Here is a 23,928-nt window from a genome sequence, read left to right as displayed (position 1 = left end):
GTTCCAGGCTACCTGATCCTCGTTTCTGTGGCGGAACCGATCACGCCTCGCGCTCGAACGCCGGGTCGAACATCCGGGCCGACATCGGCGCCGGATCGCCCTCGGTGACGTTGTACTCGGAGAAGTCGGTGACGCCGGCCTCGCGCAGCAGCGTCTCGTCGTAGAAGCTGTTGCCCGTACACTCCGCGGGGTCGCGTGCGAGGATCTCGAGCACCGCGTCCGAGACGATCTCCGGGGTACGCCAGTCGTCCTCGGTTCCGAGCCCGAAGTAGCGGCTCGCGCGGGTGTCGATCGTCGTCACCGGCCAGAACGTGTTACAGCCGACGCCGTCGCTTTTCAGCTCCTCGGCGAGCGACAGCGCGATGAACGACATCCCGAGCTTCGACCACGCGTACGGCGCCTTCCCGGGCGAGCGGTCGGTGGTGATCGGCGGTGAGTTCGACAGCAGCCACGCCTCTTCCTGGTCCGCGAGGTGGTCGGCGAACGCGTGCGCGACGAGGTGGCTGCCGCGGACGTTCACGTCGGTCAGCAGGTCGAACCGGTCGGCCGGCAGGTCCGCGACGTTCGCCAACTGGATCGCGCTGGCGTTGTTGATCACGATGTCGATCTCGCCGAACTGGTCGATCGCTTCGTCGACGATTGCCTCGACGCGGTCCTCGTCGCGGAGGTCGAGTTCGAGCGCGATCGCCTCGGCCCCACGCTCGCGTACCTCGCGGGCCGTCTGCTCGATCGAGCCCGCGAGCTCGGTCTCGTCGTCGTCGGTCGTCTTGCCCGTCGAGACGACGTTGCAGCCGTGGTCGGCGAGCGCGAGCGCGAGCTGTTTGCCGATTCCGCGGGTCGTGCCGGTGATGAACGCCGTCGAGCCAGTGAGGTCGGGGTTCGCGAGTGCCATGGCTCCGGATCGGCCGACGGGAGTATAATTCCCGGTGTCCGAGCTGCGGGCTCGGAACGACGGGGCCGACGATCCCCCTACTCCACGTACAGCGAGTAGAGGATCACGCCGAACCCCAGCGTCGTGAACGCGCTCTCGACGACGAGTGCGAACTCGTTGTTCACCGGCAGGAGCTGGTCGACGATCCCCGCAAGCAGCGCACCGACGGTGATCGCGCCGAACCCGATCGCGAGCGCCCGCAGCGCCGGCGACCCGTTGCGCCGATAGGCCCGGACCGCGTACAGCGTGATCGAGCCGCCGAGAACGAGCGTGAGGGTCTTGAGTACGACGACGGCGACGTTCATGTTTCGGTGCGCACCTCCGACCAGAGCGCCGAGAGCCGCTCTTCGGGCGTCGACTCCCTGCGGCCGATCGCGAGTTCGAGCGAACCGTCCTCGTCCAGCGAGACCTGGATCTCCTCGAAGTCCGCGACGTACCGGGTCGTGTGGCGGCCGTCGTCGCGGATCTCCGTCCGTTCATCGACCAGCGAGGCGTCGCTGAGCAGGTCCAGCTTGCGGTAGGTCGTCGATTGCGGAATCTCACACGCCTCTGAGAGCTCTTTGGCGGCCATCGGGCTGTCGAGCTGCCCGAGGATCGCTCGGCAGTCCGGATCGTCCAGTGCGTCGAGCACGTCCTGTAGCTCCGGCGCCTCGACCGCGATCGGGTCACGCTTCATCGTTCTCCGTTCGGCGTGACTGCTCGCCTCGTACAGCTGTCCGGTCATCGTCCCGGTGTCGTGAGGTGTTCATGGTCGGCTACCCTGCGCTCGTCGGCGTCGCTCGCGGGCCGGCCGATCGAGGGGTACTCGGCCGGCAGCGGGCGTCTACGACTGGCCCCGGGTCGGTCGCAGTGAGAGTGTCGCTGGGACATGGCATCGATACCTCATCGTACTGCCCTGCCCCACCAATCGGTGCTGCCGAACACGTTCGGGACACTCCGCCGGCCGACGAGAACCGAACAAGTTCGGGCGAACCCTCTGGGGGACTGGCCCGCTATCGGAAGTCGATGTCCGAGACCACACTCGACGTTCGTGAGATCCCGCCGTCGGACCGCCACCCGAAGATCCACGACGCGTTCGACTCGCTCGACAGCGGCGACGAGCTGGTGATCGTCAACGACCACGAGCCCAAACCCCTGTTCTACGAGATGCAGGCCGAGGTCGAGGCGTTCGACCCAGACGGCTACAGCGTCGAACAGCGCGACGACGACGAGTACGTGGCGCGGTTCCCCAAGCGGTAGCCGACCCGAACGTGTTCGCAGCCATTGGGAGGCCGCTGGGGCCCGTTCCGCCGGTATGAGCGCGATCCCCGGCGACGTCGACGCCGACCGTCAGCCGCCGATGACCGTCCCGCTGCGACATTTCCTCGTCGCGAGCGCGTTCCTCCCGCTCGGCGTAGTGGCCGGCGTCGCGGCTGTCGCCGATCTCCGTCTGGGACTGCTCTCGCTCGCCCACGCCCACCTGCTGCTCGTGGGGTGGGTCTGTCTCACGATCGCCGGTGCGATGACGCAGTTCGTGCCGGTCTGGTCGGGCGTCGACCTCCACTCGACGCGGCTCGCCGCGATCCAGCTCCCGCTGATCGCGGGCGGGCTGGTGGGGTTCGCCGCCGGCCTGCTCACCGGGCAGCTCGCGCTCCTGCCAGCCTTCGGCGCGGCGATGCTGCTGGGGTTCTGGGTGTTCGTCTACAACATCGGCCGGACGCTGGCCCGGGTGCGACCGTTCGACACGACCGAGCGTCACTTCGCGCTCGCGCTCGGCTTCTTCCTCCTCGCGACGCTGCTGGGGCTCCTGCTGGCGGTCGGCTTCGTTCGACCGTCGGTGCTCCCCGTCCCCCGACCGGCCGTCGTCGGCGCCCACGCGACACTCGCCGTGTTCGGTGCGGTGCTCACGACGGTGCTGGGCGCGCTCTACCAGCTCGGGACGATGTTCACCCAGACCGAACTCCACGGGATCGACGTCCCGCTCGGCCGATTCGAGGAGTTCGGCTACCCGACGGGCGTGCTCCTGCTCGCAGCCGGCCGACTCGCGGAATCGGCCACTGTCGCGCGCGCCGGCGGCGTTCTCGTCGCGTTCGCGCTCGTCGCGTTCGCGGTCGTGCTCGCCCGCCGGCTCTGGGAGACGCAGGTCGAGCGGACGCCGATGCTCTCGCGGTATGCGGTCGTTGCCGCGGCGACCGCGATCTGGGCCGCGCTCGCGTTGCCCGCGTGGCTCGCGGATCCGCTCGCGCGGAGCGCGCTGCTGGGTCGACCGGGCGTGAGCCACCTGCTCCTGCTCGGCGTCGTCGGCTTCGTCGTCCTCGGCACTGTCTACCACGTCGTCCCCTTCGTCGTCTGGGTCCACCGCTACAGCGACCGTCTGGGGTACGAGCCGGTGCCGATGGTCGACGACCTGTACGACGACCGGCTCGCAGCGGCGGACTTCTGGTGTCTTCTCGGCGGGACGACGCTGCTCGTCGCCGACGGCCTGCTCGACCTCCCGTCGGCGGTTTCGGCGGTCGCCGGGATCGCGGTCCTCGTCGGGACGCTGCTGTTCGTCGTGAACGTCGCCGGCGTCGTCCGCGAGCACGCGCCGCAGTCGCTGCTCACGGTACTGCTCGGGACGTGGGCGACGGTCGAGTCCGACGGCGCGTCGGCGTCGGCCGACCGCGACTGAGCCGGCGGCACGAACGTCTTCGGCCGAACGCTCAGGGCCGGCCCGAACGGAGTCCCGTCGATGCCCGAGATCACCGCGATCGACGACCTGACCGACACACCCCACGCGGAGGTGTTCGAGCAGCGCGACCCCCGGACGGTCCGGCTCGAACTCGACGCCGGCGAGGGAGTTCCCGCCCACACCCACCCCGGGACGAACGTCGTCCTCCACCTTCTCGACGGTCAGCTAGAGGTCTCGCTCGACGACGAGACGCACGAACTGGAGGCGGGTGAGCTCGCCCGATTCAGCGGCGAGCGTTCGATCTCCCCTCACGCAGTCGAGCCGAGCACGGCCATCGTCGTCCTCGCGCCCGCCACCGAGGAGTCGTAGTTCAGAGTCGAGAGCGGCGGCGAGACTGTCGACGGCGGGGTCAGAACGGCGCGTCCGGCGAGCCCGTCGTCGACCCACCGTCCTCGCTGTCGTCCGCATCCGGAACGCTCCCCGTCTCACGGTACTCCTCTTCCAGCGACCGGAGCTGTTCGTTGACCGCGTCGCTCTCCTGATGCATCGGGGCCGCGCGGATCCGGACGATTTCGTAGCCGTGGCGCTCGGCGAGCCCGTTCCAGGCCCGGAACGCGCCGATAGTGAGGGTGTGTGTCTGCGGGCAGAACGCCGTCGTCGGCGTGAACTCGGCGCGCAGCACGGCCGGGTCGTCCGCCTCTTCGGCGTATCGGAACCCGGCCCCGGGGTGGCGCGTGTCGAGGTTGAGTCGCGCGAGGTTGTAGCCGAACGTCATGTCGTACACGCCGCGTTCCTCGAACAGTTCCCGTGCGACATCGTGGACGGCGACGTGTTCGTCCTCGGCGAGCACGTCGTGCCCCTCGAGGAACTCGCCGGATTCTGGGAGGTGTTCGGGGACGAACTCGCCCTCCTCGTCGAACGTCGCGTCGTCGTTCCCGCCGCCGCCGAAGGGTGAGAGACCGGACATGGTCGACGCTACGCGCTCTCGCCCCCTACCCGTGGCTCCGAACACGTTCGGATGGGCGGGGAAGCAACGAATTTCGTTTCACTCTCCAGCACGCTTTTGCTCCGCTGGGCCCACCGTCGGGGCGATGCACCGGCGTCAGTTCCTCCGGGCCGCCGGCTGTGCGATCCCCGCCGTCGGCGCCCTCCCTGCCACCGCATCGGCTACACAATCTGCGTTCGAACCGCTCGGCTCCGTCTCGATCACCGGCGCGACCGAGGCCGTCGTCGGCCCCGAGAGCGAGACGGCGTACGTCGCGACCCAGGACGGGTTCGCGGTCGTCGACATCTCCACGCCGAACGAGCCCGCCGTGCTCCAGCGCCGGACGGGGCTGTTGTCGGAACGAGAAGGCGGGCCGATGCAGGAGATCCTCGACGTGAAGGTCGCCGGCGATCGGCTGCTCGTGGCCGGCCCCGCGAACGGGCACGAGGAACCGGTCGTCGAGGGGTTCCTGCTGTACGACGTCACGGACCCCAAAGACCCGGAGCGCGTCGCCTTCCACGAGACCGAGTTCCCCATCCACAACGCCGAACTGACCGAGGAGCGTGCGTACCTGGTCAACGGGAGCGAGGTGGTGCTCGTCGGCGTCGCCGACGAGCCGACCGAACTCGGGCGGTGGGCGCCGCGAGACGCCGACCCGGCGTGGGCGGAGGTGGACGGCCTGCTGCGTTTCGCGCACGACGTGTACGCGCAGGGCGACCGTGCGTACGTCGTCGAGTGGGATGCGGGCACGTTCGTCCTCGACGTGAGTGACCCGGCAGCACCGACGGTTGTGACCCGGATCGGCGGTCGGTCGGCGGAGACGCTCGCGGAGATACCGTCGGAGGACGCCGTCGTCCACTCGCTGAGCATGCCGGGGAACCACCACACGGCGGCCGTGAACGACGACGCCTCGCTGCTCGCCCTCAACAAGGAGGCGTGGCCGACCGAACTCACAGAGGGGACGGAGATCCAGCCCCTCGGCGAGGTCGAACTCTGGGACGTGCGCGAGGAGACCGCGCCGGAGCGGCTCGCGACGATCGAGGCGCCGCACTCCCGAAACCCCGAGAAGGCCGAGATCAACACCACGCCGCACAACTTCGAGATCAGGGGCGAGCGCCTCTACAGCTCGTGGTACGACGGCGGCGTCAAGATCCACGACGTGAGCGATCCGCGGAACCCGGAGCTGCTGGCGTGGTGGCGCGACCCCCACGAGTGGACGTTCTGGACCGCCCAGTACGCCACCGAGGAGTTCTTCGTCGCCAGCAGCCACTCGCGGGGGCGGTACAACGCCGGCAAGGGTGCGTTGGTCACCTTCCCGAACCGCGCCGGCGAGCAGGCGTCGCCGCCGGCGTTGACCGACACCGAGACGCCCACGCCGACCGTGGAGCCGACGCCGTCCTCCACTCCCGGTACGTCGACACCGTCGTCTCCCGCGCCCACGTCGACGCCGGCTGCCGAGAGCAAGACCGTGAGCGCCCCCGGGTTCGGCCTGCTCGGGGCCGCCGGGGCGATCTCGCTCGCGACGTGGCGGCACCTGCGGGACTGAGCCTCAGCGGCCGGGCTCGGCCGACGCCGACCCGTCGAACCGCTCCCACACTGTCAGCAGGCTCGGCAGCACCAGCACGCTCGCGAGGAACGCGTAGCTGATCGCGACCGCAGTGATGAAGCCGAATCGCTGGAGCGAGGGCACGAGCGCCAGCGCGAGCACGCCGAACCCCGCGGCCGTCGTCGCCGCGCTGGCCAGCAGCGCGCCGCCGGTGCCCTGGACGGTCCGAGTCAGGGCGGCGATCGGCTCGTGACCGCCGCCACGTTCGTCGACGAACCGCTCGCCGATGTGGATCGCGTAGTCGACGCCGATCCCGATTCCGATGGCGGCGATGATCGCGGTCTCGGTCGTGAACGCCAGCTCGGCGAGATACATCGTGCCGAACAGCCACGCCTGCGCGAGCACCACGGGGAACAGCACCACCGCGCCGAGCGTCGCCGAGCCGTACCGCAGTCGGAAGATGACGGCGAGGAACGCGAGGATCACACCGAACGTGATCAGGAACCCCTCGACCAGCGTCCGCAGCAGCGACCGCTGGACTAGCTCGGTCGTGATCGGCGAACCGGTCGCGACGGCGTCGAGGCTGCTTCCGGACTCCATCTCGGTCGCGACGCCCCGCATCTCCTCGGTGATCGTCCGCGTGTTCGTCGTGCCGGTCAGCGCGACGGAGACACGCAGCGAGCGGTACTCGCCGCCCTCGCGGTGGATCGTCGCCGCGGCCGCCTCCGGGTTCGCGTCGTAGACGGCATCGTAGATCGCCGCGAGGTTCTCGTCGGGCACACCGTCGCCGTCAGTGTCGGCGTCGTCGACCATCGCGGCGACAGTGTCGTTCTCGGCGGCGACGGCGGTGATCGTCTCGATCGGGCCGGTCACTTGGAGGCTGCCGTCGGCACGTACTGCCGCGGAGTCGGTGTCCCGGAGCGCGTCACGACCGTTTGCGAGCGCGTCGAGCGCCCCGGGGTCGGCGACGGGGCCGCGTATCAGGAACTCCGCCCGCGAGTCCCCGCGGGACTGGACGAAGTTCTCGTTGAGGTATTCGGCGTTCTCCCGGAGGTCGTAGTCGCTCGGCTGGATCGCCGCGGGGAGGACGTTCATCCAGTCCGGCGAGTCCTGCGGGAGAAACGCCGTCTGGTCCAGCGTCGTATCGATCCCCGTCGCCGCGACGCCGCCGCCGGCCGCGAGCACGACCGCGATCGCGAGCACCACGTACGGCGCCCGGCGGGCGAGCTCGGGGCCGACACGCAGCAGGCGCCCGACGCGCTCGCCACGGCCGAACGGGCGGCGATCGGGATCCCAACCCACCCGGGCGCGGAGCCGGTCGACCTCCAGCTTCAGCGCCGGGAACAGCAGGCCGAACACGACGAACGCGGCCGCGATACCGAACCCGCTGACGAGGCCGAACTCCCGGATCGAGACGATCGGGCTCACCGCGTTCGAGAGGAAGCCGACCGCGGTCGTGAACGTCGCGGCGCCGATCGCGACGACGACGCCCGCCAGCCCGCGGCGCATCGCCACCCGAGGCTCGATCTCGGGGTCGTCGGTGGCGGCCTCGCGGTAGCGCATCACCACGTGGAGCGCGTAGTCGATGCTCAGCCCGATCAGCAGGAACGGGACGGCGATCAGGATCTGCGTGATGCCGATGCCGGCCCAGCCGAGGAAGCCGGCCATCCAGACCAGCACCAGCGCGACGCCGAACAGCCCCAACAGCACGTCGATCGCGTCGCGATAGGCGATCCCCAGCACCGCGAGGATCAGCAGCAGCGCAACCGGCGAGATCAGCGCGAAGCTCTCGCCGGTGGCCTGCCCGCTCTCCTCGTCGACGATCCCCGTGGCGAACGTGAACTGGTCGGTCGAGGTGATCTCTGCGGCCGCGAGATCCTGCAGTTCGAGCTGGGCGTCGGTCACGTCGGCGGGGAGGCTATCGGTCGCCGCGCCGCTGGTGTCCTGATACACCAGAAGAATCCGGGCGGGCGCGGTCGTCGACCCCGGCTCGTACTCCGTCGAGAGCAGCGCGTAGGGGTCGCCGCGGGTGTCGGCCTCGGGATCGAGGACGCGGTCGACGGTCGACTCCACCTCGCCGGCGGACATCGACTCCAGTTGATCGATCTGCTCGCTCAGCGACGGCGGCGGGCCGCCCCCGCCGCGGGACTCGTAGTACGCCGCCGTCGCGACGACGTTGGAGACGCCGACGGTCGGCTGCTCGCCCCGCAGCGTCGCGTTGATCGAGTCGTCCGCCCTGATCGCGCGCTGGAGTCGGAGTGTTTCGAGCAGCGACTCCTTGGTGAGGACGTTCTCACCCCGGACGACCACCTGTGCGGTCGTCGTGTTCTCGCCGGCGACCGAGAAGTTCCGCTCGATGTCGTCGAGCGCGGCCGCCTCCGGCGAGTCGCTGCTGAACCCGGCGATCGTGAGCCCGCCGTCGACGCTGCCCGCGCCGGCACCGACCACCAGCGAGAGCACGAGGACGGCAGCGATCACCAGCTTGCTGTGGTCGGTCACGACCGCGGCGTAGCGCTCGGCGAGCTTCATCGACTGTTCCCTGTTTCCCGACGAAGATAAATATTGTAGATTACTACAAAATATACTTCATGCGGACCCCGGTCACTCATATCGCCCCCCGACGAAGCCCCGGTCGACTGGAGGTCCCGCCACGCCAATGAGTACACGAGACGCCGTCGACGCGCTGAAGCGACTCGGGCTGTCGAACTACGAGGCACGAGTGTTCGCGGCGCTGCAGCGCCTCGGGACGGGGACGGCACAGGAGATCAGCGACGTATCGGAGGTGCCCCGGTCGCAGGTGTACGGCGCCGCCGACGACCTGCTCGAACGCGGGCTGGTCGAACTGGTCGCGTCCTCGCCCAAGGAGTACCGACCGGTGAGCCTCGAAACCGCCCGAGAGCAGTTGGGACAGCGACTCGAACGTGAACGGGACCGGGCGTTCGAGAACCTGGCGGAGCTCCGGACCGAGGGCGACGACGGCGACACCGGCGGCACGGTCGCGACGCTGCGCGGCCGACAACCGATCGACGACCGCGTGGGTGACCTGCTCCGGACGGCGACCGACCGGGTGGTGTTCGTCGCGCCCGACGCCCGGTCGATCCCCGCCGCGCTGGCGGAGACGCTGCGGGAGCGCGCCCGCGAGGGGGTCGCCGTGATCGTCGTCACCGCCGAACCGGACCAGCGCGAGCGGTTCGCCGACAGCCCGGTCCGGGTGTTCGTGATGGACGAGGACAACCCCGGGGATTTCGCCGGCCGGGCGCTGATGGTCGACGGCGACACCGTGTTGCTGTCGGCGACGACAGACGATGCCGTGGGCGAGGAGGCGATGTGGACCGCCGAGAGCAGCATCGGCCGCATCCTCGCCCAGTTCATGCAGTCCGGGATCGACTCCGGGATGGAGCGCACCGACGGGCTCTGAATTCGACGATCGTTGTAACTAACCTTTACGGATGTCGAACTCATCGGCGTATTCAATGACGCAGACTCAGCCCAGCGCGGGCGACGCGACGACGGAACTCAGTACCGAACCGCCGGCGGACGTCGAGTCGACCGCCGGGAAGCTCGTGTACGTCTACCTCTCGTCGGTCGTGGAAGCGACCGTCGACGGGATCGCCGAGGCGCTCGACCTGCAGCTGATCGAACTGCTGCCGACGCTGCGCTCGCTGCAGTCGGCGGGCTACGTCGCGCGTGCCGGGGAGCGCTGTCGGATCGTCCGGTAGTAGCGTCTACTTCTTCGTTCAACTGACTGCTGTTCAGTGACAACGACGGCAACAGCAACTCGTTCGTAGACCACTTGTGACCGCAGTGCGCCGAACACGAGGTTCGGCGCAGTACCGAATCCCCACCCTTCCCCCGCGGGCCGGCGACCGGCGCCGGCCCGCGGCGACCACCGCCCCGCTACCGCACCACGGTCGCTGTGGGGGCGAAGCGCGAGCAGGGCGGGACCGGCGGTCCCGCTGGCCGTGCGGGCGACGCGTGGCTCGCCCGCACGACGCCTCCGTGCGCGAGCCGAGCGCGAGGGACGAGCGAGCGCATGCGAGCGGGTCGGCTGGGGAGATCTGTGGGCTGTGCGGGGCGGTGCAGTCGCAAGTGGTCTCGCGTCGAGACGCTGTTGCTGTCGAAGTAGACCTTGACAGAGCGACCGCCGTTCTCTCAGAATCCACCGACCGAAAAGCACCGCACCACTGCCACGAATCAGTCGTCACTGGGCGCTGCCCCGCGGGTCCGGTCGACGTCCACGCTCCGCCACGTGCCGCGCTGGTACCAGAGGTACGCCAGCGCCGCGCCGAACGCGTTCGAGAGCGCGAAGGAGAGCCACAGCCCGTCCGGGCCGAGGTTGAACGTCTGGGAGCCCAGCCACGCGATCGGCAGCCGGAACACCATCAGCGTCCCCACCGAGATCACCGCCGCGGTCGCGGTCTTCCCTGCCCCGCGGAAGCTGCCGTTGTAGGCGCGCATGATCCCCATGAAGCCAAACGTCGGCGCGACGAAGCGCATGAACTGCGCCCCGACCTCGATCACCTGCGGCGCATCGGGCTGGTCGGCGCCGACGAAGATCGAGACGATCGGCTCGGCCCAGACGAACGCGACCACGCCCACCGCCGAGAGAATCAGGAACGACGCCTTCGACGCGAACGCGGCGGTCGCCGCGGCGCGGTCGGGCTTGTCCGCGCCGATGTTCTGGCCGCTCATCGTCTCCACCCCGCGGGCCATCGCGATCGCGGGCATGAACACGACCGAGAGCACCCTGGTGCCGATCCCGTACGCCGACACGACCGGCGTCGCGAACAGTCCGACGACGATCAGCAGGAGGTTCACCGAGAGCGCCCGGCCCACACCCTCGACGGAGGCGGGCACGCCGATCTGGAGGATGCGCCGCGCGAACTCGAGGTCCGGCGCCATATCGCCGAGCCGGATCTGGACGCCCTGGTTCCCGCGGAACATGATCCCCAGCCCGATTACGAACGCCAGCGCCCGGGAGAAGATGGTCGCGATGGCGGCGCCACGCAGCCCGTCGCCCGTATAGCCCGTCATCGCGAACAGCTGCTCCTGCAGCCCGGGCATCCCGACGATCGCGAACAGCGGGTTCTCCTGGAACCCGAAGATGAGGAACGGGTCGAGCACGATGTTGACGATCACGGAGAGCGCCATCACCAGCATCGGCGTCACCGTGTCGCCGGCCCCGCGCATCAGGGAGATGAACACGAAGAAACCGAACATGAACAGCAGGCCAAGCGAGATCACCTCCATGTAGTTGACCGCCAGCGGCTTCACGTCGGGCGAGGCGCCGTAGATCTCCACCAGCGTATCGACGGCGAAGTATCCGATGATGCCCAGCACGATCGAGACGACGACCGCGAACGAGACCGTTTGGGATGCGGCGTAGTCGGCCTGTCGCTCGTCGCCGGCGCCGATGTTCTGGGCGATCAACACGCTGCCCGCGACCGAGAGCCCCATCCCCAGCGAGATCAGCAGGAACACCATCGGGAACGCGAAGCTGATCGCCGCCAGCGCCTCGGTGCTGTACCGCCCGACCCAGAACGTGTCCGCGAGGTTGTAGGCGGTCTGGAACAGGTTCGTGATGACGATCGGGATCGCGAGGATGAACAGCGGCTTGGCGATGCCGCCCTCGGTTAGGTCCAGCTCCTCCTGATTGAACGCTCGCTCGAACAGCCGCCGGACGCCCGCGAGCTGATCGCGGAGGCTCACTGGCACCCCCCGCCGGCGACGATCATCGAGTCGATGTGGGCCCGCAGCGTCTCACGCGTCTCCTCGATCGGTCGGCCGACCGCGACGCTACGGGTCTGGGCGCCGTTGAACACGGTCACGAGGAAGTCTGCCGACGCCTCCACGTCGAGATCCGACCGGAACTCCCCGCTCTCGACGCCCGCCGCGAGTTCGGCCTCGACGTGGTCGCGCAGCGTCCGGTCGTGGGCTTGGAGGTGCTCCCGGAACGCCTCGTCGTAGGGGCCCTGTGCCTTCATCTCCAGTACCGCCGTCTGGAACCCTCGGTCGGGGGCGTCGTCGTCCGGCGGGAGCAGGATCGTGTCGATCAGGTCCAGCAGGCGGTCGTGTGCGGTGTCCCCCTCGACGGCGTCGAGCCGCTCGGTGAAGCTCTCCAGCAGATCCTCGAAAAACGAGATCAGCAGGTCGTGCTTGCTGTCGTAGTGGTAGTGAAGGGCGGATTTGCTCCTGTCCGTCTCCGCGGCGATATCCTCCATGGTCACGTCGGCGTACCCGTGCTTGCAGAGCGCGCGGTACGTTCCTTCCGTGAGATCGCTCGTCGACTCTCCCGTACTCATACTGACTGACTGGTTAGTCAGACTGTTCAGTTAGTCAAAAGGGCTACGGTCGCGGAAATCGGCGTGGGGCGCTCCCGTGGATGCTCAGCCCATAAACCCGGAGCACGGTGTTCCGGGCGTCGCCAGGCGAGGGTTCGCCGTGTCGGCGTCGCCGTCGTCGCCGGCGTCGTCACGGTCCGCGTCGTCGACGGCATCACCGTCCACGCCGTCCCGGAGGAACGAGCGGATCGGCGGCCCCACCCGCTCGGGTTCGACGAGGAAGGCGTCGTGGCCGTGGTCGGAGTCGACGACGTGGTGGGCGACGGGAGTGTCCGTCGCCGCGAAGGCGTCCGCGAGCGCGCCGCCGGCCTCGGCCGGGAAGTGCCAGTCGCCCGTAAACGAGAGCACCAGCGCCTCGCCGCCGAACGCCGCGAGCGCGTCGGCGTCGGAGCCGTGTCCCGCCGCGAGGTCGAAGTCGTCCATCGCGCGGGTCAGGTAGAGGTAGCTGTTGGCGTCGAAGCGCTCGACGAACCGCGCGGCGTTGTGGTCGAGGTAGGACTCCACCTCCCGTTCGGGGAACGACTCGGCCGCGGGGTCGGCCGGGAACGGCGACTCCGCGTCGTACTCGCTCTCGCCACGGTCGAACTTGCGGTCCATCGACGCCTTCGAGAGGTAGCTGAGGTGGCCGAGCTGGCGCGCCAGCGCGAGCCCCCGGTCGGGGTGGCTCCCCGCGGCAGCGTACTCGCCGTCGTGCCACGCCGGATCCCCGCGGATCGCCCGCCGCGCGGTGGCGTTGAGCCCCAGCAGCTGTTGGTCGAGCCGCGGGGCGGCCGCGACGGGGATCGCTCGGTCGAGGTCGTCGGGGAACCGCCGCACCCAGTCGAGGACGTTCATCCCGCCGACGCTGCCGCCGACGACGGCGTGGAGGCGCTCGACGTCCAGTTCGTCCAGCAGTCGACGCTGGGCGCGGGTCCAGTCGCCGACGGTGACCGCCGGGAACGAACTGCCCCAGACACCCCCGTCGGGGTGGGGGCTCGCGGGCCCCGTCGAGCCGTAGCAGGAGCCCGGGACGTTCACGCAGACGACGAAGTACGCCGTCGTGTCGATGGCTCGCTCGGGACCGACGACGTCGTCCCACCACGCACGGGCCTGCCCGGCCGTCTCCGTTCCATCGGCGCCGTCGCCATCAGCGCCGCTCCCGCCCGGCGCGCTGGCGACGTGCTGGCTCCCGGTGAGCGCGTGACAGACGAGCACCGCGTTCCCCTCGCCGTTCGGGCCGCCGTCGGGGTCGTACTCGCCGTAGGTTTCGTACGCCAGTTCGAGGTCGGGAACCGAGCCGCCGCGCTCGAACTCGAAGGCCCCCACAGAGCGCGTGTCGGCGACGTGTGTCGGCGTCGGATCGAGGTCGGTGTTCCCCGTCATGTCGATCGATCGATGGCGGCATCGATGTCGTCCACGATGTCCTCGGGCTCCTCCAGCCCCACCGAGAGCCGGATCAGGTCGGGGGAGACGCCCGCGGCGCGCTGTTCGTCCTCGCTCAACTGCGCGTGGGTGGTGCTCGCGGGGTGAATCACCAGCGTCCGCGCGTCGCCGACGTTGGCGACGAAGCTGGCTAGCTCCACCTCCTCACAGAACTGCTTGCCCGCCGAGAACCCGTCTTCGAGCCCGAATGCGACCATGCCGCCGAACCCCTCGAGGTAACGCGCGGCGTTGTCGTGAGTCGGGTGGTCGTCGAGCCCGGGGTAGGTAACCCACGCCACGTCGGGGTGATCTTGGAGGTGCTCGGCGACGATCCCGGCGTTCTCGCAGTGTCGGTCCATCCGCAGGTCGAGCGTCTCCAGCCCCTGCAGCGTCGCCCACGCGTCGAAGGGAGTCTGCTGGGCGCCGAGCGGTCGGAGCCCGCGCTGGCGGAGCGCGTGGGTCAGCGCCTCCTCGCCGAAGCGCTCCGCGAAGTCGACGCCGAAGGCGGGGTTTACCCCCGAGAGCTCGTCGTAGTCGGCGTCGGGGTGGTCCCACGGGAACGTCCCGCCGTCGACCACGACGCCGCCGACGGTGGTGCCCGAGCCGTGGATCCACTTCGTGGTGGACTCCCAGACGGCGTCGGCGCCGTGCTCGATCGGCCGACAGAGCGCCGGGGAGGCGAACGTGTTGTCGACGACCAGCGGCGTCGCGTGCTCGTGGGCGATCGTCGCGAGGCGTTCGAAGTCGGGGGTCACCAGCGAGGGGTTAGCCATCGTCTCGACGTGGACGTAGGCGGTGTCCTCGTCGATCGCGTCGGCGTAACCGTCGTAGTCGAGTGTGTCGACGGTCCTGATCTCGATCCCCCGACGGGTCGCGGTGTGGGCGAAGTAAGCAGTCGTGCCGCCGTAGAGGTCGCCCGCGGTGACGACGTTCTCGCCCGACTTCGCGAGTACGGTCGTCAGCGCGTCGACGGCGGCCATCCCGGCGTTGGTCGCGACGGCCCCGACTCCGCCGGAGAGCGACGCCAGCCGGTGCTCCAGCGCGCGGACGGTCGGATTCGAGATGCGGCTGTAGACGTCGCCCTCGGCCTCCAGCGCGTAGAGGTCGGCGGCGCGGTCGGCGCTGCCCAGTCGATACGACGTCGTCTGGTGGATCGGTGGTGCGAACGACCCCCCGTCGGCGTCCGGCTCGTGGCCGCCGTGGAGGCTTCGGCTCCGGAACCCGCGAGTCATGTATATAACGCATATCTCAATAGATAAAAATGCATGGGAGTATTTTCTTTTGGCGGTGAGCGCCACCATGCGCCGCGGTTGGACAGTGGCGTGTGACACCTGATCCCAAAACACGGCCGTCCCGTCAGGTCTTTATTCCCTAAGGTAATTGTTCCGTCTACGAAAATGAGCTCTGCGAATGGTTCGCCGACGGACAGCTCGCCCGACGTGTTGCCGACGCTGGAACAGGCGCTCGTACCGACGCTGGGGATCGTCGTCTTCCTCGGTATCGGCTCCGGGCTGCTGGGGATGGCACCCCACGCACCGCTGCTCTGGAGCGTCGTGCTCGCAGCGCTGGTCGGCCGGTACTGGATCGGCGTGGGGTACGACGACCTCGCCGACGGGGTCGAACACGGGCTGCGGATGGGGCTCCAGGCGATTCTGATCCTCTTCACGATCTACGCGCTGATCGCGACGTGGATCGCCGCCGGGACGATCCCGGGGCTGATGTACTACGGGCTGGGGATACTCACGCCCGAAACGTTCCTCCCCGCGACGGCGCTGCTGGCAGCGGTCGTTGCGTTCTCGATCGGCTCCTCGTGGACGACCGCGGGGACGCTGGGCGTCGCCTTTACCGGCATCGGTTCGGGGCTCGGCATCCCGATCCCGATGACGGCGGGAGCGGTGCTCTCTGGCGCGTACGCCGGTGACAAGCAGTCCCCGCTCTCGGACACGACCAACCTCGCGGCCGCGGTGACCGACACGGAGCTGTACGATCACATCCTCTCGATGCGGCTCGGCACCGCGATCGCGTTCGGGCTCTCGGTGCTGCTGTACGCTTGGCTGGGGCTCCAAGCCGGCGGCGCCATCCCGACGGGGCGGGTCGCCGAGATTCGCGGTGCGCTCGCGGGCACGTACGATCTCGGCTTGCTCGTCTTCGTCCCGCTGCTCGTCACGTTCGCGCTGGCGATCCGCGGGATTCCGGCGCTGGCCTCCCTCGTCGCCGGCGTGTTCGCCGGCGCCGGCACGACGGTGCTCGTGCAGGGCACCGCGTTCACCGACGCGTGGGACGTGTTCCTCAACGGGACCGCGCCGGAGACGGGCGTCACGCTGGTGAACGAACTGCTCGTGAGCGGCGGGCTCGCTGGCTCGGCGTGGACGATCTCGGTGGTCGTGCTCGCGCTCTCCCTCGGGGGACTGCTCGACCATCTGGGCGTGCTCTCGACACTCGCCGCACAGCTCGCGGATCTCGTCATGGGTCAGCGTAGCCTCGTCATCGGGACGGGCATCTCGGCGTTCGCCGTCAACGCGTTCTCCGCCCAGCAGTACATGAGCATCGTCGTCCCCGGGATGACGCTGCGGGAGCTGTTCGACGAGCACGACCTCGACAGCTCGGTGCTTTCGCGGGCGGTCGAGTCCGCCGGGACGCCGACGGGCGCGCTGCTTCCGTACCACGCCGGCGGCGTGTTCATGACCAGCGTGTTCGGCCTGCAGGGCGGGACCTCGCTGCTCATCCTCACCGAGTACGCGCAGTACTACTTCTTCGCGTTCCTCTCGCCGCTGGTGCTGGTGGTCCTGACGATTGCGGGTGTCGGCCTCGACTCCGTGCCGCCCCGCGGCGGCGTCGATGCGGGTAGCGAGCCCGCCGTTGCGGACGACTGATCCGTTCGGCACGCTGTCAGCCGAGCGGGGCGACTGATCCGTTCGGCACGCTGTCAGCCGAGCGGGGCGACTGATCTCGCCGGCGCTGGTCGGCCGGCGAGGACGACTAATCACCCTCCCCGATCCTTATCCCCGATAGGGTGACCAACCCCTGTGTGCGCTGAGAGCTGCCGCAGGGCGAACGAGGCGGGAGCGTGACACACCGCCCTGTGAGCGACCGTGTCGCCTGTTCGCCATCTCGGGAAGCGGCTGCTCAGTCCCACACGCGGTCGTCGAACGCCGCCCCGACGTTCCCCGGTCCGTCGGGGACGGCGATCGCCCCGTCGACGACCGGGACCGGATCCGTGCCCAGATCCGACGCGAGCATCCCGCCGGTTGCGAGCCCGCACGCGCGGTCGCCCGAAATCGCGGCGGCGACGTGGACCGCGCCGGCCCGAGCGACGGCGCCGTCGATCGTCGTGGTCACGACGGGGTCGACGCCGGCGGCCGCCAGCCGTCCAGCCGCGGCGACCGCCGCGTCCGGCCCGCCGAGCGCCATCGGCTTCAGCACCGCCACGTCGGCCGCGCCGGCGTCGAGCACCGCCTGGATCCCGACTGCCTGGACCGACTCGTCGACCGCGACCTCGACACCGCGACCGCGCAGCGCCGCTAGCCCCGAGAGCTCTGTCGCGGGCAGGGGCTGTTCGACGTACTCGACACCGATCGAGGCGAACGTATCGACGGCCTCCGTAGCCGTCTCACAGTCCCACGCGCCGTTCGCGTCGATTCGAACGGTCGCGTCGACGGCATCACGGACCGCCGCCACGCGATCGAGGTCGGTGTCGAGCGATCGCGCCCCGACTTTGAGCTTGAGACAGTCGAACCCGGCGTCGACGGCGGTCCGAGCGGCGGCGACGGTCTCGTCGACGCTCCCGTCCCCCACTGTCGCGTTTACCGGCACCGATTCGCTCGGTCCGGGAAACCCGCCGCGGTCCGCGAGTAGCGCTGCGAGCGGCGTTCCGTTCGATCGCGCTTCCGCGTCCAGCACGGCGAGCCGGTAGCCGTGACGGGCAGCCGGCGTCGACGGTTGGCCGCCGTCCGCAACGGCGTCGGTGTGCTGCCACGACTGGGGCGGATCTCGGAGTGCGGCCTCACAGTCCTCGTATTCCTCGGTCCACCCCGGAAGCGGCGTCGCCTCACCGACGCCGTGAACCGTTCCCGTGTCTGTCGATCGCTCCATGCCGACGAGGAACCCACGACGCTCGTCGATGGTTCTGTCGGCGGTCGACAGCGGGCGTGCGAGATCCAGCGTGAACGACCGGATGTTCGGGCTCATCCGAGGATCAGTCCGGTGGTGAACAGCGCCGCGTACAGCGCGAGCAGCTGCCCGGTTCGCTCCAAGGCGGGGTTGAGCGCCTCGCCGTCGGTTCGCGTCAGGACGGTTCGTCCCACGACCGCCGCCAGCGGGATCGACAGGAGGGGGAGTAGGACAGCCGGACCGAACCCCTCGACGAACAGGAACACCGGGACCGCGTACGCGAGTGCGAGCATCGCGACGTACTCGACCCGGCAGACGCCGTAGCCGAAACGAACGGCGAGCGTTCGTTTTCCGGTTCTGCTGTCCTCTTCCTTGTCCCGGACGTTGTTCACCACGAGGACGTTCGTCGTGAGCCCCGCCATCGGGAGGCTAGCCAGCAGTGCGAGCGACGGCACCGTTCCCTCGGGGAGGCCCATCGGAACCCCGGCGACGGCCGCGGCGGCCTGCACGTAGACGGTCCCGGTGACGGCGACGAGGCCGAAGAAGACGAACACGAACAGGTCGCCGAGCCCGTGGTAGCCCAAGGGGTACGGCCCCCCGGTGTAGGCGATCCCGGAGGCGACCGAGAGCAGGCCGATCACGAGGATCGGGACGCCGCCGATCCAGACGAGGTAGCTGCCGACTAAGATCGCGGCGGCGAAGGTGAGCCACATCGCCCGCTTGACCGCGGCGGGTTCGATCAGCCCGCCCGCGGTCACGCGGGTGAACCCCTCGCGGTCCTCCGTGTCGGCGCCTTGGATCGCGTCGTAGTAGTCGTTCGCGAAGTTGGTGCCGATCTGGATCAGGATCGCGCCCAAAAGCGCTGCGGCGGCCGGGATCGGCGCGAACAACCCCTCGTGGACGGCGACGCCGACGCCGACGAGCACCGGGGAGATCGCCGCCGGCATCGTCTGGGGGCGGGCGGCCATCACCCACGCTTTCGCCCGCGACGGCTCCGCGTTCGAACTCATTGCCGGCGGTTCGCGCGGGCGCCCCAAAGCGACTGTGGTTGCCGGAAGTCGGAACCGTTTCGGACGTGCGCTGGGAGGAGGAACCGTGGACCGAAGCGACCCGCGAACGACCTACGACGACCTCTACGAGACCGAGCAGGTCCACGAGGTCGAGCCCGAACGGTTCGACGAGCTGGTCGACGGAGAGCCGTTCAGCACCGGCTGGGTCACGGTCGCGTCCGTGCTCGACGGCGAGGGGCGGGTCCTGTTGATCTACGACGCCGACGACGAGTCGTGGATGCTCCCGGGCGGGACGCTCCAGCCCGGCGAGTCGCTGACCGAGAGCGTCGTCCGCGAGGTCGAGGAGGAGGCCGGCGTCGAGATCGTCCCGCAGCGGCCACACAGCGCGATCGAGTCGGTCTGTAGCGACGGCGAGCGCTCGGCGGCGTTCACCGTCGTGGGCTTCGAGGCGACGCCCCTGAGTACGACCGTCGGGAGCGATCTCGGCGTCGACGACGAGTCGATCACCGACGCCACGTGGTTCGCCGAGCTCCCGGAGCCGCTGTTCGCCCGCGATCACGCGGAAGCGCTGTTCGAGCGGGCACGAAGCCGGCTCTGAGCCGTTCCCGGATCAGTAGTGCCAGGGGTAGCCCGAGAAGTCGGGCTCCCGACCTTCGAGGAACGCGTCCCGGCCCTCCTTGGCCTCGTCGGTCATGTACCCGAGCCGCGTCGCTTCGCCCGCGAAGACCTGCTGGCCCACCATCCCGTCGTCGGCCATGTTGAACGCGTACTTCAACATCCGCATCGCCGTCGGGCTCTTGCTCGTCATCGTCTCGGCCCACTCGATCGCCGTCTCCTCCAGCTCGTCGTGTGGAACGGCCTCGTTGGCCATCCCCATGTCGACGGCCTCCTCTGCGGAGTAGGTCTTCCCGAGGAAGAACACTTCACGAGCCTTCTTCTGGCCGATCTGGCGGGCGAGGTACGCCGAGCCGAAGCCGCCGTCGAAGGAGGCCACGTCGGGGTCGGTCTGGAGGAACTTCGCGTGCTCCTCGCTCGCGAGGGTGAGATCACAGACCACGTGCAGCGAGTGGCCGCCGCCGACCGCCCACCCCGGGACGACGGCGACGACGGGCTTGGGCATGAACCGAATGAGTCGCTGCACTTCGAGGATGTGGAGCCGGCCAGCTTTGGCCTGTTTGACGGACTCGGACTCGTCCTCGGCGGCCTCGTCGTCGCCGCGGTACTCGTAGCCCGAGCCGCCGCGGACCGACTGGTCGCCGCCGGCACAGAACGCCCAGCCGCCGTCCTTCTCGGAGGGGCCGTTGCCCGTCAGGAGGACGGCGCCGATGTCGGCCTGCTTGCGCGCGTGGTCGAGCGCGGCGTGGAGTTCGTCCACTGTGCCGGGCCGGAACGCGTTCCGCACGTCGGGACGGTCGAACGCGATCCGGACCGCCGGGAAATCCACGCCGCGGTGGTAGGTGATGTCGTTGAACTCGCCGGCGCCGTCGACCTGCTCCCAGCGCTCGGGGTCGAACAGCTCTGAGACCATACCGGAACCGCGACGCCGGCCCGCAAAAAGTCCGCGGTCGGCGCGGCCGTGGAGCGCCTCAGTTCGCCGGGTCGCCGCCGAGTTCCTCGATCACCTGCTCCCGCAGGCGGTCCCGAACCGCGTGGGAGTCGCCGGCCTCGGTGACGACCTCGACGACGGTGCTCCCCTCGCTCTCGACCGCCTCGCTGTAGGCGTCGACGAACTCCTCCCGGGAGTCCACCCGTTCGTAGTCGAGCCCGTACAGCTCGCCCGTCGGCTCGAAGTCGATCCCGTGGGGCGTCTTGAACTGGTCGGTGAACGGCGGCTCGAACGACTCGATCGGGAGCATGTGGAAGATCCCCCCGCCGTCGTTGTTGAGAAGGACGATGGTCGCGTCCACGTCACAGCGCGCGATCGCGAGCAGCGCGTTCATGTCGTGGTAGTACGCCAGATCGCCGATCACGAGCGTCAGGTGGTCTGCCGTCGCCGACCCCGCACCCAGCGCGGTCGAGGTGATCCCGTCGATCCCCGAGACGCCGCGGTTGCCCAGCGCCGTCACCGCGTCCGCGCTCGGTCGGGCGAACCGATCGAGATCCCGCACGGGCATCGAGTTCGAGACGAACAGCGTCGTGGGTTCGGGGGCCGCGTCGACGGCGTCGGCGACGATCCCGCCCTCGAATAGCCCCTCGTGGGCGTCGACCGTCTCCCAGTGGGTCCGCTCGGCTTCGCCCCACCGTTCCCGCCAATCGGCCGAATCCGGCCCGGCGACGACCCGAGCCAGCGCCTCGGCCAGCCGCGAGTGGTCGGCGACGACGAGGTCGGTCGCGGTGAACTCCGCCTCGCGCCACTTCCCGGCGGGATCGACGACGAACTGCTCGGCGTCGACCCGGCCGAGATAGTTCCGCAGCGGCTTCGAGGTCGGGGAGGCGCCGATCCGCAGCACCGCCTCGGGATCGGGCCAGTCACCGGTGACGCTCTCGTCGAGGTAGGCGTCGTAGCCGCCGAGCACGGGCGCGACGCGGGTGTGGCCGCCGAAGCGCAGGCCGGATAGCGGATCCGCGAGAATTGGGAACCCCGTCGCGTGGGCGAGTGCGACGATCGCCTCGGGGTCGACCTCGGTGGGGTCGGCGGGGCCGGCGACGATCAGGCCGCGCTCGACGCCGAGGGACTCCGCAAGCGAACGAATCTCGGTGTCGGGGAGCTCGGGCGCCCCCTGTGTGCGCTCGACGAACGCGGGCGACGACGATCCGGCACCGACGCCGGCGGGGGCGGCGGCGCTGCCCTCGCGCTCTCGCCCCTCGGCGGCCAGCGTTTCGAGATCCTCGGGCACGTCGCCGGGCACCTCGGTCGGTTCGAGCGGCTTGCGGAACGGGCAGTTGAGGTGGACCGGGCCGGCGTCGGTTCCCTCGGCCTCGGCCAGCGCGCGGGCGACGGTGGTCCGCAGCGAGCGGAGCTTGCGCGCCTCGGCCTCGGGCTCGGGCAGGTCCTTGTACCACCGGACGGCGTCCCCGTACAGCTTCTCCTGGTCGGCGGTCTGGTTCGCGCCCGAATCGCGCAGTTCGGGTGGGCGGTCGGCCGTGAGCGCGAGCAGCGGGACGCGGGACTGGTCGGCCTCCAGCACCGCGGGGTGGTAGTTCGCGGCGGCCGTGCCGGAAGTGCAGACCAGCGGCGTCACCTCGCCGGTGCGGCGGGCCCGGCCGAGCGCGAAGTAGGCGGCGGCGCGTTCGTCGAGATGAGAGAACGTCCGGACCGACTCGTGTTCGTCGAACGCGACCGTCAACGCCGTCGATCGCGATCCCGGCGAGATGCAGGCCGCGGTGACGCCGCCCCGGGCGAGCTCGTCGACGATCGCCCGGGCCCAGAGCGTGTTGCGGTTCGGCGCAGTCATTGTCGGATCGTCGCGGCGGGGGCTGTTGGTTCCTGCGTTCCCGGGCCGACGGCCGAGTCGGGCTCGGGGCTTGGGGCGACTGGGCCGGCGTCACGCGGCCGGAGCGGTCGATCATTCCCCGCGACGGTTCCGTAGCGACTTTACCGGAGCCCGTGTCACCTCCGCCTATGACCGACCGCATCGTCGTCGTCGGGGCCGGCTACGCGGGCGCCGGAACCGTCGACTCGCTCAAGGATGAACTGCCCGACGCCGGGCTGGAAGACGACGTCGAGCTCGTCTGGATCAACGAACACGACTACCACCTCGTGCTGCACGAGGCCCACCGCGTGATCCGGAACCCGGACGTGGCATCGAAGATCACGATCCCCTGTGCGTCGATCCTGCCCGACTGGGGAGAGTTCGTCCAGGACCGCGTCGTCGGCCTCGACACCGACGACCGAACGCTCGAACTCGAAGACGGCGACGCGGTCGACTACGACTACCTCCTGCTGGGGGTCGGCAGCGCCACCGCGTTCTTCGGGATCGACGGCCTGCGCGAGCACGCGCTCACGCTCAAGAGCCTCGCGGACGCCCGTGAGATCCACGAGGACGTGAAGACGGCCGCCGCGGACGCTTCCGTCGCCGATCCCGCACAGGTGATCGTCGGCGGTGCCGGCCTCTCCGGGATTCAGGCCGCCGGCGAGATCGCGGCGTACCGCGACGAGCACGACGCCCCGATCGACGTCCACCTCGTCGAGGGGCTGGATCAGGTGTTCCCCAACAACCCCGACGACGTCCAGCAGGCGATCCGCAGCCGGCTGGAGGCCGCAGACGTGAACATCGAGTGCGGCGAGTTCATCTCCAGTGTCGACGAGGACACGGTGTACATCGGCGGCGGCGACGACGAGGCGCCCGCCGAGATGCCGTACGACGTGCTCGTCTGGACCGGCGGCATCACGGGGCGGGAGGAACTGGAGAACACCGACCTCGACAAGGACGAGCGCTCCCGGCGCGTGTTCGCCGACCGTGACTTCCAGACCAGCGACGACCGCGTGTTCGCGATCGGCGACACGGCGCTGATCGATCAGGGCGAGGACGACGTCGCGCCGCCGACGGCGGTCGCGGCGTGGACCGCGGCCGAAGTGGCGGGCGAGAATCTCGTCAACGCCGTGCAGGGCCGGCCGCTCTCGCAGTGGACGTACGAGGACAAGGGGACGCTGATCTCCGTCGGCGACGAGGCCGTCGCCCACGACATCGACGCGCTCCCGTTCGACACCTTCGGCGGGATCGGCGCGAAGTTCCTGAAGAAGGCGGCCGCGGCCCGGTGGATCGCGTCGGTCTCCTCGGTGAGTCGGGGGATGGACGCCTGGAGCGACATGTGAGCGTCGGGTAGTCGCTTTCTTTGGTTGGGTTTGGAGGTGGTGAGTTCTTTCGCTGAATCCGTCGCACCGACAGTAGCTGGGTCGTTGGCTACTGGGACAGCAACCGCAACAGCATCTCGATGCTTGACCACTTGCGACCGCAGGGTGCCGGGCACGAGGCCCGGCACAGTTCCGAGTCCCCACTCCTCCCCCGCGGGC

General features: G+C 69.6%; 22 protein-coding genes. 9 read left to right on the top strand and 13 right to left on the bottom strand.

The window, feature by feature from the left end; genetic code table 11:
- Nucleotides 1-40: 40 nt before the first annotated feature.
- The 3 genes from BN1959_RS08675 to BN1959_RS08665 all read right to left on the bottom strand — a co-directional run bounded on the left by BN1959_RS08675 (nt 41) and on the right by BN1959_RS08665 (nt 1,607).
- The gene (locus tag BN1959_RS08675; protein ID WP_053948283.1) at nt 41-892 is read right to left on the bottom strand and encodes an SDR family oxidoreductase; all 852 of its coding nucleotides are present in this window, start codon (nt 890-892) and stop codon (nt 41-43) included.
- 77 nt (nt 893-969) lie between these two features.
- Nucleotides 970-1,236: a DUF7521 family protein gene (locus BN1959_RS08670; protein ID WP_053948282.1), complete on the bottom strand. Its 267-nt coding sequence runs from the start codon at nt 1,234-1,236 to the stop codon at nt 970-972.
- Nucleotides 1,233-1,607, bottom strand: coding sequence for a winged helix-turn-helix domain-containing protein (locus BN1959_RS08665; RefSeq protein ID WP_053949355.1), 375 nt, complete (start codon nt 1,605-1,607; stop codon nt 1,233-1,235). The genes BN1959_RS08670 and BN1959_RS08665 overlap by 4 nt, the downstream gene beginning before the upstream one ends.
- Nucleotides 1,608-1,936: 329 nt before the next feature.
- Between BN1959_RS08665 and BN1959_RS08660 the strand changes: the two genes are divergently transcribed.
- Genes BN1959_RS08660 through BN1959_RS08650 form a run of 3 tightly spaced genes read left to right on the top strand, consistent with a single transcriptional unit; the run spans nt 1,937 to nt 3,950 of the window.
- Complete coding sequence (locus BN1959_RS08660) at nt 1,937-2,170, top strand: DUF2249 domain-containing protein (protein WP_053948281.1); 234 nt, start codon at nt 1,937-1,939, stop codon at nt 2,168-2,170.
- Between the two features lie 55 nt (nt 2,171-2,225).
- Nucleotides 2,226-3,581 carry a hypothetical protein gene (locus BN1959_RS08655; RefSeq protein ID WP_053948280.1) on the top strand — a complete coding sequence of 452 codons (1,356 nt, stop codon included), beginning with the start codon at nt 2,226-2,228 and terminating at the stop codon, nt 3,579-3,581.
- Between the two features lie 60 nt (nt 3,582-3,641).
- Nucleotides 3,642-3,950 carry a cupin domain-containing protein gene (locus BN1959_RS08650; protein ID WP_053948279.1) on the top strand — a complete coding sequence of 103 codons (309 nt, stop codon included), beginning with the start codon at nt 3,642-3,644 and terminating at the stop codon, nt 3,948-3,950.
- A gap of 40 nt (nt 3,951-3,990) precedes the next feature.
- Here BN1959_RS08650 and BN1959_RS08645 read toward each other — a convergent pair whose 3' ends face one another.
- Nucleotides 3,991-4,548, bottom strand: coding sequence for a hypothetical protein (locus BN1959_RS08645; RefSeq protein ID WP_053948278.1), 558 nt, complete (start codon nt 4,546-4,548; stop codon nt 3,991-3,993).
- 124 nt (nt 4,549-4,672) lie between these two features.
- Here BN1959_RS08645 and BN1959_RS08640 point away from each other — a divergent pair, with 124 nt between their 5' ends.
- Nucleotides 4,673-6,112, top strand: a complete 1,440-nt coding sequence (locus BN1959_RS08640; protein ID WP_053948277.1) for an LVIVD repeat-containing protein — start codon at nt 4,673-4,675, stop codon at nt 6,110-6,112.
- A gap of 3 nt (nt 6,113-6,115) precedes the next feature.
- Here the strand turns inward: BN1959_RS08640 and BN1959_RS08635 are convergent, their stop codons facing one another.
- Complete coding sequence (locus BN1959_RS08635; protein WP_053948276.1) at nt 6,116-8,641, bottom strand: efflux RND transporter permease subunit; 2,526 nt, start codon at nt 8,639-8,641, stop codon at nt 6,116-6,118.
- A gap of 127 nt (nt 8,642-8,768) precedes the next feature.
- On the opposite strand from BN1959_RS08635, the gene BN1959_RS08630 reads away from it, so the two are divergent.
- Both BN1959_RS08630 and BN1959_RS08625 read left to right on the top strand, forming a co-directional pair.
- Nucleotides 8,769-9,530, top strand: coding sequence for a TrmB family transcriptional regulator (locus BN1959_RS08630; protein WP_053948275.1), 762 nt, complete (start codon nt 8,769-8,771; stop codon nt 9,528-9,530).
- A gap of 55 nt (nt 9,531-9,585) precedes the next feature.
- Nucleotides 9,586-9,831, top strand: a complete 246-nt coding sequence (locus BN1959_RS08625) for a hypothetical protein (RefSeq protein WP_053948274.1) — start codon at nt 9,586-9,588, stop codon at nt 9,829-9,831.
- A gap of 475 nt (nt 9,832-10,306) precedes the next feature.
- Here the strand turns inward: BN1959_RS08625 and BN1959_RS08620 are convergent, their stop codons facing one another.
- The 4 genes from BN1959_RS08620 to BN1959_RS08605 form a co-directional block, all read right to left on the bottom strand.
- The gene (locus BN1959_RS08620; protein WP_053948273.1) at nt 10,307-11,821 is read right to left on the bottom strand and encodes an MATE family efflux transporter; all 1,515 of its coding nucleotides are present in this window, start codon (nt 11,819-11,821) and stop codon (nt 10,307-10,309) included.
- On the bottom strand, nt 11,818-12,414 hold the full coding sequence (locus BN1959_RS08615; protein WP_053948272.1) for a TetR/AcrR family transcriptional regulator: 597 nt from the start codon (nt 12,412-12,414) through the stop codon (nt 11,818-11,820). The genes BN1959_RS08620 and BN1959_RS08615 overlap by 4 nt, the downstream gene beginning before the upstream one ends.
- A gap of 84 nt (nt 12,415-12,498) precedes the next feature.
- Nucleotides 12,499-13,815, bottom strand: coding sequence for a homoserine O-acetyltransferase MetX (gene metX / locus BN1959_RS08610; RefSeq protein ID WP_053948271.1), 1,317 nt, complete (start codon nt 13,813-13,815; stop codon nt 12,499-12,501).
- Nucleotides 13,812-15,086 (bottom strand): O-acetylhomoserine aminocarboxypropyltransferase/cysteine synthase family protein, encoded by a 1,275-nt coding sequence (locus BN1959_RS08605; protein WP_053948270.1) that lies wholly within the window; start codon nt 15,084-15,086, stop codon nt 13,812-13,814. Before BN1959_RS08605 ends, metX begins: the two co-directional genes overlap by 4 nt.
- A 165-nt stretch (nt 15,087-15,251) precedes the next feature.
- On the opposite strand from BN1959_RS08605, the gene arcD reads away from it, so the two are divergent.
- Nucleotides 15,252-16,727, top strand: coding sequence for an arginine/ornithine antiporter ArcD (gene arcD / locus BN1959_RS08600; protein ID WP_053948269.1), 1,476 nt, complete (start codon nt 15,252-15,254; stop codon nt 16,725-16,727).
- A 253-nt stretch (nt 16,728-16,980) separates the two neighbouring features.
- Here the strand turns inward: arcD and BN1959_RS08595 are convergent, their stop codons facing one another.
- Nucleotides 16,981-18,042 carry a mandelate racemase/muconate lactonizing enzyme family protein gene (locus tag BN1959_RS08595; protein ID WP_053948268.1) on the bottom strand — a complete coding sequence of 354 codons (1,062 nt, stop codon included), beginning with the start codon at nt 18,040-18,042 and terminating at the stop codon, nt 16,981-16,983.
- Nucleotides 18,039-18,974 (bottom strand): 1,4-dihydroxy-2-naphthoate polyprenyltransferase, encoded by a 936-nt coding sequence (locus BN1959_RS08590; RefSeq protein ID WP_053948267.1) that lies wholly within the window; start codon nt 18,972-18,974, stop codon nt 18,039-18,041. The genes BN1959_RS08595 and BN1959_RS08590 overlap by 4 nt, the downstream gene beginning before the upstream one ends.
- Before the next feature lie 85 nt (nt 18,975-19,059).
- Here BN1959_RS08590 and BN1959_RS08585 point away from each other — a divergent pair, with 85 nt between their 5' ends.
- On the top strand, nt 19,060-19,572 hold the full coding sequence (locus BN1959_RS08585; protein WP_053948266.1) for an NUDIX domain-containing protein: 513 nt from the start codon (nt 19,060-19,062) through the stop codon (nt 19,570-19,572).
- Nucleotides 19,573-19,584: 12 nt separating this feature from the next.
- On the opposite strand, the gene BN1959_RS08580 is transcribed toward BN1959_RS08585, so the two are convergent.
- Nucleotides 19,585-20,502 (bottom strand): 1,4-dihydroxy-2-naphthoyl-CoA synthase, encoded by a 918-nt coding sequence (locus BN1959_RS08580; protein WP_053948265.1) that lies wholly within the window; start codon nt 20,500-20,502, stop codon nt 19,585-19,587.
- Between the two features lie 58 nt (nt 20,503-20,560).
- Nucleotides 20,561-22,369, bottom strand: a complete 1,809-nt coding sequence (menD, locus tag BN1959_RS08575; RefSeq protein WP_053948264.1) for a 2-succinyl-5-enolpyruvyl-6-hydroxy-3-cyclohexene-1-carboxylic-acid synthase — start codon at nt 22,367-22,369, stop codon at nt 20,561-20,563.
- A gap of 167 nt (nt 22,370-22,536) precedes the next feature.
- Between menD and BN1959_RS08570 the strand changes: the two genes are divergently transcribed.
- Nucleotides 22,537-23,730, top strand: a complete 1,194-nt coding sequence (locus BN1959_RS08570) for an NAD(P)/FAD-dependent oxidoreductase (protein ID WP_053948263.1) — start codon at nt 22,537-22,539, stop codon at nt 23,728-23,730.
- Nucleotides 23,731-23,928: the final 198 nt, after the last annotated feature.

This window comes from Halolamina sediminis, assembly GCF_001282785.1.
Classification (GTDB): Archaea; Halobacteriota; Halobacteria; order Halobacteriales; family Haloferacaceae; genus Halolamina; species Halolamina sediminis.
Note: the sequence above shows the minus strand (reverse complement) of the source record. Positions and strands in the feature narration are given on the sequence as shown.

What these genes read in the sequence shown, in the direction of transcription:
- BN1959_RS08675 (WP_053948283.1), bottom strand. Translation starts at nt 892, where the DNA reads ATGGCACTCGCGAACCCCGACCTCACTGGCTCGACGGCGTTCATCACC.
- BN1959_RS08670 (WP_053948282.1), bottom strand. Translation starts at nt 1,236, where the DNA reads ATGAACGTCGCCGTCGTCGTACTCAAGACCCTCACGCTCGTTCTCGGC.
- BN1959_RS08665 (WP_053949355.1), bottom strand. Translation starts at nt 1,607, where the DNA reads ATGAAGCGTGACCCGATCGCGGTCGAGGCGCCGGAGCTACAGGACGTG.
- BN1959_RS08660 (WP_053948281.1), top strand. Translation starts at nt 1,937, where the DNA reads ATGTCCGAGACCACACTCGACGTTCGTGAGATCCCGCCGTCGGACCGC.
- BN1959_RS08655 (WP_053948280.1), top strand. Translation starts at nt 2,226, where the DNA reads ATGAGCGCGATCCCCGGCGACGTCGACGCCGACCGTCAGCCGCCGATG.
- BN1959_RS08650 (WP_053948279.1), top strand. Translation starts at nt 3,642, where the DNA reads ATGCCCGAGATCACCGCGATCGACGACCTGACCGACACACCCCACGCG.
- BN1959_RS08645 (WP_053948278.1), bottom strand. Translation starts at nt 4,548, where the DNA reads ATGTCCGGTCTCTCACCCTTCGGCGGCGGCGGGAACGACGACGCGACG.
- BN1959_RS08640 (WP_053948277.1), top strand. Translation starts at nt 4,673, where the DNA reads ATGCACCGGCGTCAGTTCCTCCGGGCCGCCGGCTGTGCGATCCCCGCC.
- BN1959_RS08635 (WP_053948276.1), bottom strand. Translation starts at nt 8,641, where the DNA reads ATGAAGCTCGCCGAGCGCTACGCCGCGGTCGTGACCGACCACAGCAAG.
- BN1959_RS08630 (WP_053948275.1), top strand. Translation starts at nt 8,769, where the DNA reads ATGAGTACACGAGACGCCGTCGACGCGCTGAAGCGACTCGGGCTGTCG.
- BN1959_RS08625 (WP_053948274.1), top strand. Translation starts at nt 9,586, where the DNA reads ATGACGCAGACTCAGCCCAGCGCGGGCGACGCGACGACGGAACTCAGT.
- BN1959_RS08615 (WP_053948272.1), bottom strand. Translation starts at nt 12,414, where the DNA reads ATGAGTACGGGAGAGTCGACGAGCGATCTCACGGAAGGAACGTACCGC.
- metX (WP_053948271.1), bottom strand. Translation starts at nt 13,815, where the DNA reads ATGACGGGGAACACCGACCTCGATCCGACGCCGACACACGTCGCCGAC.
- BN1959_RS08605 (WP_053948270.1), bottom strand. Translation starts at nt 15,086, where the DNA reads ATGACTCGCGGGTTCCGGAGCCGAAGCCTCCACGGCGGCCACGAGCCG.
- arcD (WP_053948269.1), top strand. Translation starts at nt 15,252, where the DNA reads ATGAGCTCTGCGAATGGTTCGCCGACGGACAGCTCGCCCGACGTGTTG.
- BN1959_RS08595 (WP_053948268.1), bottom strand. Translation starts at nt 18,042, where the DNA reads ATGAGCCCGAACATCCGGTCGTTCACGCTGGATCTCGCACGCCCGCTG.
- BN1959_RS08590 (WP_053948267.1), bottom strand. Translation starts at nt 18,974, where the DNA reads ATGAGTTCGAACGCGGAGCCGTCGCGGGCGAAAGCGTGGGTGATGGCC.
- BN1959_RS08580 (WP_053948265.1), bottom strand. Translation starts at nt 20,502, where the DNA reads ATGGTCTCAGAGCTGTTCGACCCCGAGCGCTGGGAGCAGGTCGACGGC.
- menD (WP_053948264.1), bottom strand. Translation starts at nt 22,369, where the DNA reads ATGACTGCGCCGAACCGCAACACGCTCTGGGCCCGGGCGATCGTCGAC.
- BN1959_RS08570 (WP_053948263.1), top strand. Translation starts at nt 22,537, where the DNA reads ATGACCGACCGCATCGTCGTCGTCGGGGCCGGCTACGCGGGCGCCGGA.